Origin of the sequence: Micromonospora sp. NPDC005305 (assembly GCF_040607315.1) — a bacterium.
GTDB lineage: Bacteria > Actinomycetota > Actinomycetes > Mycobacteriales > Micromonosporaceae > Micromonospora.
On the sequence record NZ_JBEXGL010000002.1, the window covers coordinates 34,756 to 48,472 of the forward strand.

The window sequence follows — 13,717 nt, forward strand, 5'->3', positions numbered from 1 at the left end:
AGGGACGACCCCCGTCGGGGGGAGACGGGGGTCGTCGTGAGGTTCGGCTCCGGGGGGGTCGAGCCGAACCCACTCAGCGGTCACGGGGGGTGCAACCGCCGAGAGCCTTCTTGTCCGACGGGACGTGAAGTCTCGTCGCGAGCACAAGCATGCCGCAATGGACCCTTATACGTCGAGTGGTGTCCACTCCACGCAACGCTAATTCATGGTACGAGTGTGTGACAGCCGTCACTCAGAGGAGTGGTGCACCCCGATCGATCCGTTCCGGAGGCCCCGGGGACCCGACGGCGGCGCCCCGTCGGGCTAGACTTTCGCGCCGTGGGCCGAAGTGCCGCTTTCTTCGATCTCGACAAGACCGTCATCGCCAAGTCGAGCGCACTGGCGTTCGGTCGGCCGTTCTATCGGGACGGGCTGATCACGCGCCGTGACGTGGTCAAGTCGGCGTACGCGCAGCTGATGTTCCGGCTGGGCGGCACCGACGAGCAGACCATGGCCCGCACCCGGGACTACCTCGCCACGCTCTGCAAGGGCTGGCCGGTGGAACAGGTCCGCCAGATCGTCGCGGAGACGCTGCACGAGCTCATCAACCCCTACGTGTACGCCGAGGCCGCCGCCCTCATCGAGGAGCACCAGGCCGCCGGGCGGGACGTGGTGCTGGTCTCCGCCTCCGGCGAGGAGATGGTCCGCCCCATCGGCAAGCTGCTCGGGGTGACCGACGTGATCGCCACCCGGATGGCGGTGGCGGACGGCCGCTACAGCGGCGAGGTCGAGTTCTACGCGGCCGGCCCGCGCAAGGTCGACGCCGTCGGCGAACTGGCCCTGGCACGCGGCTACGACCTCGCCGACTCGTACGCCTACTCCGACTCGTACAGTGACCGGCCGCTGCTGGAGTGCGTGGGGCACCCGACCGTGGTCAACCCGGACCGGGCGTTGCGCAAGCTGGCCGTGGAGAACTCCTGGCCGGTGCTGGAGTTCCGCCACCCGATCCCGCTGGGCCGGCGGCTGCGGGAGCGCCCGGCCGTGCCGGTCGCCGCGGCGGCCCTCGGCGTGGGCGTCGGCGTGGCGATCGGCATCGCCTGGTACGGGCGGCACCGCCGCACCCGCGCCGCGGCCACCCCGACCGCCTGACCGCTCGGCGCCCCACCCGTGGCGCGACCACGGCAGCCCGGGGACGCTGCCGAAAAGGATCAGGACGCGGCGAGGATCTCGTCGCCGATGAGCGTGATCTGCTCCGCGCCGATCTCCACGGCCGCCATGTAGTGGCGCAGCCAGGAGCGCAGCCCGTCCGGGGTGCCGGTGGCGAAGGCGCCGGCCGCGCCGACGTACTCGGGCTCCCGCTCGCGGTGGCCGACGTCGACGGCGACCAGCCCGCGCGGGTCGAACCCGGTGGAGATCAGCACGAGCCGGGCGGCGGCGCGCGCCACCACCCCGGACGGCCCGGCGAACGGGCGCAGGTTGAGCAGCTCGCCGTGCACCACGGCGGCGAGCACCAGCGGCGGCACCTTCGTGCCCCCGGCGACCAGCCCGGCCAGCCCGTCGAGGCGGGCCGCCACCACGGGGTCGGCCACCGGGCGGCCCAGCTCCGCCTCGGTCACGACGTCGCGGGCCGCGAGCACGTGCAGCCGGGCCAGGGCCTGGCGGGGCGCCTTCGGCCAGAGTTCGCTCAGCCCGGGCAGCGCCCCGGCCACCCGCAGCGCGCCCTGGAGCAGCGGGTCGGTGACCGTGCCGGCGCGTACCTCCTCGCGGTCGTGCACCCGGCCCTCCAGCGCGGTGCTGGCCACGGCCGAGCGGAGGCTGACCTCGGCGGCGACCTGGCCGCCCTGGCGGCGCAGCGCGCGGTGCCGGTGGGCCCCGTCGACCCGGTCGCGGGCGCGTTCGACGGCGGGCGCGATGTCGGCGAGCGCGAGCAGTGGGGCGAGCGGGTCGGTGGTCACCCCGCCACGCTAGCGATCCCGGCAGCCTGCCGGAGTGCCAGCCGCCGGGAAGCGACGCGTACCACGCCCGCGGCCGAGCGGTGAGAAGGGAACCCCTCTCTACCGGAGGCGTTAAGAAGGGACCCTTCCTTACAGCTCGGCGCGCGCGGAGGGCTACTGGGCGCGTGGTCGGTGCGCGGGCGGTCGCGGCGGGGGCCGCGCCGGGACTAACCTCTCCCGGGTAGGAGACGCAGGTCACGCGATGAAGGAGTCACCGCATGAGCGAGGCATTGGCCAACTTGCTGAACGAGACGCGCCAGTTCCCGCCGCCGGCCGAACTCGCCGCGAACGCCAACGTGACCGCGGACGCGTACGCCGAGGCGGCCGAGGACCGGCTCGCCTTCTGGGAGCGCCAGGCCGGGCGCCTGCACTGGGCCCGGCAGTGGGACCAGGTGCTCGACTGGTCCAACGCGCCGTTCGCGAAGTGGTTCGTGGGCGGTCAGCTCAACGTGGCGTACAACTGCCTGGACCGGCACGTGGAGGCCGGCCGCGGCGACAAGGTGGCGATCCACTGGGAGGGCGAGCCGGGTGACACCCGCACCGTCACCTACGCGGAGCTGCACCGGCTCACCTGCCAGGCGGCGAACGCGCTGACCGACCTGGGCGTCACGGCCGGTGACCGGGTGGCGATCTACCTGCCGATGGTTCCCGAGGCCGCGGTGGCGATGCTCGCCTGCGCGCGGATCGGCGCCACGCACAGCGTGGTCTTCGGCGGCTTCTCGGCCGACGCGCTGACCAACCGGATCCAGGACGCCAGCGCCAAGGTGGTGATCACCGCGGACGGCGGCTTCCGCCGGGGCAAGCCGTCCGCGCTCAAGCCGACCGTCGACGAGGCGGTGGCGAAGTGCCCGTCGGTGGAGCACGTGCTGGTGGTCCGCCGCACCGGCGAGGAGGTCGCCTGGTCGGGCAAGGACCACTGGTGGCACGAGACGGTGGAGACGGCCTCGCCGGAGCACACCGCCCAGCCGTTCGACGCCGAGCACCCGCTCTACATCCTCTACACCAGCGGCACCACCGCCCGGCCGAAGGGCATCCTGCACACCACCGGCGGCTACCTCACCCAGACGTCGTACACGACGCACGCGGTCTTCGACCTCAAGCCGGAGACGGACGTCTACTGGTGCACCGCCGACATCGGGTGGGTCACCGGGCACTCCTACATCGTCTACGGCCCGCTCTCCAACGGCGCGACCCAGGTCATGTACGAGGGCACCCCGGACACCCCGCACAAGGGCCGGTTCTGGGAGATCGTCGACAAGTACAAGGTGACCCTCCTGTACACCGCGCCCACCCTGATCCGCACCATGATGAAGTGGGGCGAGGACATCCCCGCCGGTTACGACCTGTCCTCGCTGCGCCTGCTGGGCAGCGTCGGCGAGCCGATCAACCCGGAGGCGTGGATCTGGTACCGGCAGCACGTCGGCCGGGGCGAGCTGCCCATCGTGGACACCTGGTGGCAGACCGAGACCGGCGCGATCATGATCTCGCCGCTGCCGGGCGTCACCCACGCCAAGCCCGGCTCGGCCATGACCGCGCTGCCCGGCATCGTGGCCGACGTGGTGGACGACCAGGGCCAGTCGGTGCCCAACGGCGGTGGCGGCTACCTGGTGCTCCGGGAGCCGTGGCCGTCGATGCTGCGCACCATCTGGGGCGACGACAACCGCTTCATCGAGACCTACTGGTCGCGCTTCGGCGCCGGCGCCAACCACGGGGACGACTGGGTCTACTTCGCCGGTGACGGCGCGAAGAAGGACGACGACGGGCACATCTGGCTGCTCGGCCGGGTCGACGACGTCATGCTGGTGTCCGGCCACAACATCTCCACCACCGAGGTGGAGTCCGCGCTGGTGAGCCACCCGTCGGTGGCCGAGGCGGCGGTGGTCGGCGCGACCGACCCGACCACCGGCCAGGCGATCGTGGCGTTCGCCATCCCGCGCGGCAGCACCGACATCTCCGGCGAGGCCGGCGAGCAGCTCATCGCCGACCTGCGCAACCACGTGGCGAAGACGCTCGGCCCGATCGCCAAGCCGCGGCAGATCATGCTCGTGCCCGAGCTGCCGAAGACCCGCTCGGGCAAGATCATGCGCCGGCTGCTGCGCGACGTCGCGGAGAACCGGTCGCTCGGCGACGTCACCACGCTCCAGGACTCCTCGGTGATGGACCTGATCTCCTCGGGCATGGGTGGCGGCAAGTCCGACGAGGACTGACGGCAGGCGTGCCCCGAGGTGGGTGACGGTCCGGACGGGCCGTCACCCATCGTCGTTTTCCGGCCACGAATCGGAAGTTCGGTGGAGGCGCGGCAGGCTGAACGGGCAGAGGGGCAGTTCACCCCTGTCGGTGAGGGACCCTTCTCATTTAGGTTCAGCCGCATCGGCTGGATTAGACGGACGTCACTGCGACGGCCGGTCGGCCGACTCTCTCCCCCCATGCCCTACGAACGGAGTGGCATGCACACATTTCCACGGACCGGGTCACGCCGACGCCTACTCGTCGCGCTGCCCGCCATCGCCCTCGCCGCCACGTCGCTGACCGTGACGGGCAGCGCGGCCGCCCAGACGTCCGGCCCCGCGCCGGTCACGATCGGAGCGGACGAGTACTACATCAACTACGCCGAGCCCGAGGTGCAGCCGGACACCGGCGGCAAGGAGGTCAAGGGTCGGGACGGCGTCTTCACCGCGGCGGCGGACGAGGCCCGGGCCTACGACCGCAAGTACGCCGGGGGCAACCCCGTCGCCGCGCGGGAGCTGGCCAGGACCGAGGCCAAGGCCATCCGGACGGGTCAGAGCCCGCGCAAGTTCAAGAAGGCCAAGAGCACCCAGACGGCCAAGCTGCTGACCCTGCTGGTCGAGTTCAACGACAAGGCGAACGACGACTTCACCAACGTGATGGTCCCGAAGACCGTCTTCGAGGACCGGACCTGCGTGCCGGGCACCGTCCAGAACGGGCCGCGGCACAACACCATCCCCAACCCGGCCACGCTGCCACACAAGGACAACAACTCGATGTGGGTGCCGGACTTCTCGCCGGCCCACTACGACAAGATGCTCTACACGAAGCAGGGCATCACCGAGCGGGTCCGGAAGGACCTCAAGGGGCCGGACGGCAAGCCGGGCATCAGCCTCGCCGGCCGGACCATGCACAACATGTACCTGGAGATGTCCAAGAACGCGTACACCGTGGACGGGCAGGCGAGCCCGTGGATCACGGTGCCGCACTCGGAGGGCTGGTACGCGGCCTCCCGCTGCTTCCAGGACGAGAACGGCAACTGGGTCGCCGGCCGTGAGCAGTCGATGAACGGCCACCCGGACAACCCGCAGGGCGCCGGCCGCCTCGCCACCGACGCGATCGACGCGCTGGCGGCCGCGGACCCGAGCTTCCCGTGGGCCGACTACGACATCGAGGACCAGAGCGACCGCGACGGCGACGGCAACGTCCACGAGCCGGACGGCGTGATCGACCACCTGGTGCTGGTGCACGCCAACCAGGGCAAGTCCCGCGGCGGCGGCGACGTGGGCGTCTACTCGGTGTGGGCGCACTCCTCGACCGTGGCCGGCGGCTACACAATCCCCGGCACCAACCTCAAGGTGTCGAACTACATCGTGCAGCCGGAGGACGCCGGCGTGGGCGTGTTCGCCCACGAGTTCGGCCACGACCTCGGCCTGCCGGACCTCTACGACACCTCCGGCAACGCCGACTCGGACGTCGACTTCTGGGACCTGATGGCCTCGGGGTCGCACACCGGCGAGATCTTCCAGGCGCTGCCGACCCACATGGGCCTCTGGGACAAGTGGGTGCTCGGCTGGGCCGACCCGCTGGAGGTCAACGCGGGTGACCGTTCGCGGCTGGTCAAGCTCGGCCAGACGTCACGGACGCCGGTCGGCACCGAGGACGGCATCAAGATCAACCTGCCGGACAAGGTGATCACGCTCGCGCAGCCGCACAGCGGCGCCAACATGTGGTACTCCGGCGCCGACCAGAGCTGGGCGGACGTCAAGCTGAGCCGGACGGTGACCGTCCCGAACGCCGCGGACGCGAAGTTCTGGATGTGGAACAACTACGTCATCGAGGCCGACTGGGACTACGGCTTCGTCGAGGTGTCCACCGACGGCGGCACCACCTGGACCGAGCGGAAGGTGTACGACGACACCGGCAAGCTCGTCACCACCGACGACGGCTACGCCGACCCGAACGGGCGGATGGTCGACTTCGGCAACAAGAAGTACGGCCTGACCGGCACCACCGGCGGTTGGCGGCACGACTACGTCGACCTGTCGTCGTACGCCGGCCAGACCATCCAGGTCCGGCTGCGGTACGCCACGGACGAGGCGTTCGAGGAGCGCGGTTGGTTCGCCGACGACTTCTCGGTCACCGGCGGCGGCGCCACCACCTGGAGCGACGACGTCGAGGGCGGCGCCAACGGCTGGACCCAGACCGGTGGCACCTTCACCGACACCAGCGGCGCGGGCTGGCACACCGACTCGGGCACCCAGGTCAAGGCGCACTACTACCTGGCCGAGTGGCGCAACTTCGACGGCTTCGACAAGGGCCTGAAGTACGCGTACGACACGATCTACTCGCACGAGGCGTGGAAGGTCGACCGGATCGCGTACAACGCCCCGGGCATGCTGGTCTGGTACCGGGACACGGAGCTGGGCGACGTCAACCACGTCACCGCGCAGATGACCGCGCTGCCCAGCTATGGGGCCAAGGGCGGTCTGCTGATCGTCGACTCGCACAACGACCCGCTGCGCCGCAAGGGCGAGGCGGCCGTCAAGGACCCGTCGGTGCTGGACAACCTGCCCAGCCGCCCGCAGTCGTCCAACGCGGCCTTCACCCTGAAGCCGACGTACCCGTTCCGGGAGTGCCTGGAGGCGGCGGACGAGCCGTACAGCGAGTACTGCACGAAGTTCCACGCCCAAGCGCCGGTCAAGGGGTTCACCGACGCCAAGGGCTGGTACCCGGGCATCGAGATCCGGGACGGCTCCGCGTTCGCCCGGGACAACGACGCTTCGGTGGTCATCCCGTCGAAGGGCAACGCGAAGTACACGACCCGGGTGGTCAACCCGGACGGCACGCCGGCGACGGACTACTACGGTTCGACGCTCGGCGGCGGGGCCATCGTGCTGGGCACCGGCAACCCGCGGGACGCCGGCGTCGCGTACGGCGTCTCGATCACCATCAAGTGGGCGCCGCGGGACAACGCGTACGCCATGGTGTGGGTGACCCCACCGAAACCGTGACCTGACACGCCGAGGGCGCGTCGGAGCCACACGGCGGGGCCTGTCTGGAGCACACTGCTCCGGACGGGCCCCGCCCTTCTTACACGCGGACAATTTTTCTCCGCGGCCGTGTGACATTTTCCGGCGCCACTGCGCTCCTCTTCGGGGACCCCATAATCACCGTCACTACGGGTGATCGTGGCCGAAACGTAATGTGAATCGTCGCTAAATTGCTGGGCGATTTCGTCCCGTTTTGGCCGGGAAAAAAAGCCGAATGATCGGGTGATTGACCGGTGACAACGATGCAAACACCTGTCATTGTGAGTGACGCATGACATGACAGTGATGGCTTTGGCTGCCTCTGTCATGTAACAGTTCCACAAAGGAGGAGGACCTTTGAGGAGACGAGTCACAGTGGGCCTGGCCTCGGCCGCGGCCGCGCTGCTGGCAGCCGGCGTCGTCACGACGCCGGCATCCGCCGCCCCGGCTGCGGAGCCCACCCCCGGCGTCGAAAAGGCGAAGCACGGCAAGGACAACCTCCCGGACGCGAAGGCGGACCAGAACCGGGAGCTCCGGAAGCAGGCGATTTCCGACCTGCTGCAGGGCAAGGCCAAGCTTCAGACGCGCAACGGCTCGAAGGTCATCCAGGTCAAGGACGACCTGTTCGTCGAGTACCAGCAGGCCCCGAAGACCGACCCGATCTTCACGATGCTGGTCAACTTCGGCGACAAGACCGACCCCCGTACCGGTGGAGCTGCCGGCCCGGTGGTCAACCAGATCCCTGAGCCGGACCGCAACTGGGACGGCAGCTCCACCGACGACAACAGCACCATGTGGCGCTCCGACTTCCACCGCGAGCACTACATGGACATGTTCTACGGTGAGGGCGAGTCGTTCCGGGACTTCTACCTCAAGCAGTCGGGTGGCCGGTACACCGTTGGCGGCGACGTCAGCGACTGGATCACCGTCCCGTTCAACGAGGCGCGGTACGGCAGCAACAAGATCTCCGAGGCCGACGGCTACTGGAACTTCATCAAGGACACGGCCACGTCCTGGTATGAGACCCAGGCCAAGACCGGCAAGACGCCGCAGGAGATCAAGGACTACCTGAAGCAGTTCGACGTCTGGGACCGCTACGACTTCGACGGCGACGGGAACTTCAACGAGCCCGACGGCTACATCGACCACTTCCAGGCGGTGCACGCCGGTGAGGGCGAGGAGGCCGGCGGCGGCGCCGAGGGCGAGGACGCCATCTGGTCGCACCGCTGGGCGGCGTTCACCAACCTCGCGGGCAAGGCCGGCCCGGCCGGCAACCTCAACGGTGGTGTGCAGATCGGCGACACCGGTCTGTGGATCCGTGACTACACCACGGAGCCGGAGAACGGCGGCCTCGGTGTCTTCGCCCACGAGTACGGTCACGACCTCGGTCTGCCGGACCTGTACGACACCGCGGGCGGCGACAACGGCGTCGGCTTCTGGAGCCTGATGTCCTCGGGTTCGTGGCTGAGCCACGGCACCGACGACATCGGTTCGACCCCGGGCTACATGGACCCGTGGTCGAAGCTCTTCCTCGGCTGGCTGAACCACTCGACCGTCGACTACGGCTCGGGCACCACCCAGGTGACCCTCGGTCCGGCCGGCGACAGCGACGGGCCGAAGGCCCAGGCGGTCGTGGTGAACCTGCCCGCGCAGACCCAGACCACGAACTACAACACGCCGTTCGGCGGGTCGTACGAGTGGTGGGGCGGCAGCGCGGACTACCTGGACACCTCGCTGACCCGCACCCTGGACCTGACCGGCGCGACCTCCGCGTCGATCACGTCGAAGCTGCAGTACGACATCGAAGAGGACTACGACTACCTCTACGCCGAGGTGTCCACCGACGGTGGCGCCACCTGGCACGCGCTCACCAACGGGCTGCACGACAAGCTGGAGAACGGTCAGATCCAGGACGGCATCGATGGTTCCAGCAGCGGCCAGTGGGTCGACTCGACCTACGACCTGACCGCCTACGCCGGGCAGACCGTCACCTTCCGGTACCGGTACGCCACCGACGGCGGCGTGCACTACGCCGGTGCGTTCCTGGACAACGTCACGCTGACCAAGAACGGCACCGTCGCCTGGACCGACGACGCGGAGACCCTCGCCACGGAGTGGACCGCGAAGGGCTGGAGCCGGATCGGCGGTACGGTCACCGACACCTACCCCCGCTTCTACATCGCCGAGAACCGGACCTACTTCGGTTACGACGACACGCTGCGGACCGGTGGCTACAACTACGGGTTCGCCAGCCGCCCGAACTGGGTGGAGCGGTTCTCCGTCCAGCCGGGCCTGCTGGTCTGGTACGTGAACTACGCGTACGGCGACAACAACACGTCGGAACACCCGGGCTACGGTCTGAACCTGCCGGTCGACGTTCGGCCGGGCAAGATCCAGGTCGGCAACCAGGGCAACATCACCAACCGGCGTAACGGCTACGACGCCACGTTCAGCCTGTACGCCAAGCCGGCGCAGACCTTCCACAAGAACGACGTGGCGGTCACCGTGCCGAAGCTCGACGCGAACCCGGTGTTCACCGACAACGGGGTCAACAAGTACTGGAACAGCAACAACCCGTGGAACTCGGTGAAGGTCGCCGGCACCGGCACCAAGATCGAGATCCTGAAGCAGGGCACCACCCCGACCAGCGACATGGTCGTCAAGGTCAGCAACTGATCGGGTAGCACCACACGGGAGGGGCCGTCGGCGGTAACGCCGACGGCCCCTTTCGCGTACCCCGAAACCTTTCGCCCCAGCTCAGGCCACCCGATCGACCGATCCTTATGTGACGGTGAGGAGCGTTCCCAACAAAAAGTTGCTACAAATCGACGCGTCTGTCTTCCCACCCGTCACGGGAATGTTTATCTTCACCAGTGGTCCCACTTGTGGGACCTTCCACCGGCCCCTACCCCCGTTGGGCCGGTTCCCTCACACCGGAGGTACCACGTGCGCAAAGTCGCAGTGGGTCTGCTCGGGCTTTCGCTGACGGCGACGGGATTGGTGGCCGGCACTGCCGCCAGCGCCGCGCCGACGCCGAAGCTGCCGACTGCCGCTCCGGCGGCCGCCGAGCCGCAGGCCCCTCACGATCTGCCGGACAAGCTTGAGGACAAGCGGCGGGCGCTCCGCCAGGAGGGCCTCAGCGAGGTCCTGTCCGGCCGGGCCAAGGCCCAGAAGATCAACGGCAGCACCGTCGTCAAGGTCGGCGAGACCGCCGGCGGCGCGGCGGCGGCGGCCGGCGCCCGGACCGCCAGCAACAAGGCGGGCAAGAAGGACCAGTACGTCGAGCTGGCCCGGGAACGGACCGACAAGATCTTCGTGATCCTCGCCGAGTTCGGCGACGACCGCGACCCGGCCTACCCGGACAAGGACATCAACCCGGACATCGCGGGTCCGACCGGGTACGACGGTCCGCAGCACAACGAGATCCCGGCGCCCAACCGGGCCGTGGACAACTCCACCGTCTGGCAGCCCGACTACAGCCCGGAGCACTTCCGCCAGCTGTACTTCGGCACGAAGCCGGGCGACGAGTCGCTCAAGCAGTACTACGAGGCCCAGTCGTCCGGCCGCTACACCGTCGACGGCACGGTCACCGACTGGGTGAAGGTCAAGTACAACGCCGCCCGGTACGGCCGCTCGGACGACCCGATCGCCGACGATTCGGACGACCCGGCCAACGACCCGGCCGTCTGCGACAGCAACGTCTGCCAGAACACCTGGGACCTGATCCGCGACGCCGCCAACCAGTGGGTCGCCGACCAGAAGGCCAAGGGCCGCACCGACGCCCAGATCAAGGCCGACATGCAGTCGTTCGACCAGTGGGACCGGTTCGACTACGACGGCGATGGCAACTTCAACGAGCCGGACGGCTACATCGACCACTTCCAGATCGTCCACTCCGGCGGCGACCAGGCCGACGGTGACCCGCATCAGGGTGAGGACGCCATCTGGAGCCACCGCTGGGCGGCCTACAACACCTCCCGCGTCGGTCCGGCGAACTTCCCGATCGGCGGCACCCAGATCGGCGACACCGGCGTCTGGATCCGCGACTACACGATCCAGCCGGAGAACGGTGGCCGCAGCGTCTTCTACCACGAGTACGGCCACGACCTCGGCCTGCCGGACGACTACAACAACATCAACGGCGGCGACAACAACAACGAGCACTGGACCCTGATGGCCCAGAGCCGGCTCAGCGGCAAGAACGACGCCGGCATCGGCGAGCGCGGCGGCGACCTCGGTGCCTGGAACAAGCTCCAGCTCGGCTGGCTCGACTACGAGGTGGTCAAGGCAGGGCAGAAGCGCGACCTGGACCTGGGCCCGGAGGAGTACAACTCCAAGAAGGCGCAGGCCGCGGTCGTGGTGCTGCCGCAGCGGGAGTACACCTTCCAGTACGGCGCTCCGTTCGAGGGCACCAAGCAGTACTTCTCCGGTAATGACGACGGCCTGAACAACACCATGACCAGGACGCTCGACCTCACCGGGAAGACCTCGGCGGCGCTGTCCATGAAGGGCCGCTTCAACATCGAGTCCGGCTTCGACTACCTCTTCTTCGAGGCGTCGATGGACGGCGGCAAGACCTGGGCCGCGCTGCCCGGCACGGTCAACGGCAAGCCGATCCCGCCGGTTTCCGACAAGGACCCCACGCCGGGCCTGACCGGCAGCAGCGCCGGCAACTGGCTGGACATCAACATCCCGCTCAACGCCGCAGCCGGCAAGGTGGTGCAGTTCCGGTTCCACTACGTCACCGACGAAGGGCTCTCCCGCGGTGGCTTCTTCGGTGACGCCATCACCGTGACCGCCGACGGCCAGACCCTGCTCAGCGACGGCGCCGAGACCGGTGCCGGGGACTGGGCGCTCGACGGCTGGAGCATCACCGGCGAGAGCTACACCCGGCTCTTCGACAACTACTACATCGCCGGCAACCGGTCGTACGTCTCCTACGACAAGTACCTGAAGACCGGACCGTACTACTTCGGTTACGCGAACACCCGCCCGGACTGGGTGGACCACTACGCGTACCAGGAGGGTCTGCTGATCTCGTACTGGAACCTCCGGTACGCGGACAACGACACGTTCGAGCACCCGGGCGAGGGTCGCAACCTCTACATCGACGCGCACCCGCGGCCGATCTACAACCTGACCGGCGCCCCGTGGCGGGCCCGCGTCCAGGTCTACGACGCGCCGTTCAGCCTGAAGAAGGCGGACTCGTTCACGCTGCACATCAACAGCCAGCCGCAGTACATCCGTGGCCAGGCCGCGCAGCCGCTGTTCGACGACACCAAGCAGTACTGGTACCCGGAGCTGCCGAACCACGGCGTCAAGCTCCCGGCCGCCGGCGTCAAGATCAAGGTTCTGCAGCAGAACGGCGCCTCGCTGAAGGTCCGCTTCTCCTGAGCCGCTGATCACCGCTACACCCCGCGATGCCCGGGCAGGTCACCTGCCCGGGCATCGCCCTTTCCGGCACCCGGGCCGTCCGGCGATCTCCCGGAGAATCCCCTGATCCTCCGCACCTGCGGGGCCGCCCGCACGGCGCCGGCCCTAGGCTGTGGCCCATGACCGACCAGCGTGGCGGACCCGCCGACGAGTCCTGCGTGCTCCCCGAGGGGCCGTGGACCCACCGGTTCGTCGGCGCGAACGGCAGCCGCTTCCACGTCGTCGAGGCCGGCACCGGCCCCATGGTGCTCTTCCTGCACGGCTTCCCCGAATACTGGTACGCCTGGCACGAGATGCTGCCGGCCGTCGCCGACGCCGGTTTCCGCGCGGTCGCCGTCGACCTGCGGGGTTACGGCGCGAGCGACAAGCCACCCCGGGGGTACGACGGTTACACCCTCGCCGCCGACGTGGCAGGGCTGATCCGGGCCCTCGGCGAGCGGTCGGCCACCCTGGTCGGCAGCGGCGCCGGCGGCCTCGTCGCCTGGACCGCCGCGTCGTTCCACCCCACTCTGGTCCGGCGGCTGGTGGTGCTCGGCGCACCGCACCCGCTCCGGCTGCGGGCCGCCATCTTCGCCGACCCGCGCGGCCAGTTCACCGCGTCCACCCCCACGCTGAAGTTCCAGCTCCCCCGCTACGAGCACGTGCTGACCCGCGACGACGCCGCCGAGGTGGAGGCGATGCTGCGCCGCTGGGGCGGGCCGCGCTGGGTGAACGGGCCCGACTTCGACGCGTACGCCCGGTGCTGCCGGGTGGCCATGCAGATCCCGCAGGCGGCGTTCTGCGCCATGGAGGGCTACCGCTGGGCGTTCCGGTCGGTGCTGCGACTGCACGGCTACCGGTTCGTGCGGCTCATGCAGAAGCCGCTGGTCACCCCCACCCTGCAACTGCACGGCGCGCTGGACCGGGCCTCGCTGCCCCGCACCGCACAGGGCTCCGGCCGCTACGTCACCGCCCCCTACGAGTGGCGGCTGCTCGATGGCGTCGGCCACTTCCCGCACGTGGAGGCCCGGGACCTGGTGCTCGGCGAGATCCTGCGCTGGACGAAGTCCTGAC

Annotated in this window: 7 protein-coding genes; 6 read left to right on the forward strand and 1 reads right to left on the reverse strand. The window is 69.3% G+C overall.

Features of this window, described 5'->3' with window-relative positions; all coding sequences use genetic code 11:
* Positions 1–318: 318 nt before the first annotated feature.
* Complete coding sequence (locus ABZS80_RS03215; protein WP_151462054.1) at positions 319–1,128, forward strand: HAD-IB family hydrolase; 810 nt, start codon at positions 319–321, stop codon at positions 1,126–1,128.
* 59 nt (positions 1,129–1,187) lie between these two features.
* On the opposite strand, the gene ABZS80_RS03220 is transcribed toward ABZS80_RS03215, so the two are convergent.
* The gene (locus ABZS80_RS03220; protein WP_355054223.1) at positions 1,188–1,934 is read right to left on the reverse strand and encodes an oxidoreductase; all 747 of its coding nucleotides are present in this window, start codon (positions 1,932–1,934) and stop codon (positions 1,188–1,190) included.
* A gap of 257 nt (positions 1,935–2,191) precedes the next feature.
* On the opposite strand from ABZS80_RS03220, the gene acs reads away from it, so the two are divergent.
* The 5 genes from acs (at position 2,192) to ABZS80_RS03245 (ending at position 13,716) form a co-directional block, all read left to right on the forward strand.
* Positions 2,192–4,180, forward strand: coding sequence for an acetate--CoA ligase (gene acs, locus ABZS80_RS03225; RefSeq protein WP_355054224.1), 1,989 nt, complete (start codon positions 2,192–2,194; stop codon positions 4,178–4,180).
* A 240-nt stretch (positions 4,181–4,420) separates the two neighbouring features.
* Complete coding sequence (locus ABZS80_RS03230; protein ID WP_355054225.1) at positions 4,421–7,213, forward strand: immune inhibitor A domain-containing protein; 2,793 nt, start codon at positions 4,421–4,423, stop codon at positions 7,211–7,213.
* Positions 7,214–7,606: 393 nt separating this feature from the next.
* Positions 7,607–9,907: an immune inhibitor A domain-containing protein gene (locus ABZS80_RS03235; RefSeq protein ID WP_355054226.1), complete on the forward strand. Its 2,301-nt coding sequence runs from the start codon at positions 7,607–7,609 to the stop codon at positions 9,905–9,907.
* 285 nt (positions 9,908–10,192) lie between these two features.
* Entirely contained in the window at positions 10,193–12,625 is a 2,433-nt protein-coding gene (locus ABZS80_RS03240; protein ID WP_355054653.1) for an immune inhibitor A domain-containing protein, read from the forward strand.
* A 158-nt stretch (positions 12,626–12,783) separates the two neighbouring features.
* Positions 12,784–13,716 carry an alpha/beta hydrolase gene (locus tag ABZS80_RS03245; protein ID WP_355054227.1) on the forward strand — a complete coding sequence of 311 codons (933 nt, stop codon included), beginning with the start codon at positions 12,784–12,786 and terminating at the stop codon, positions 13,714–13,716.
* The last annotated feature ends 1 nt before the right edge of the window (position 13,717 follow it).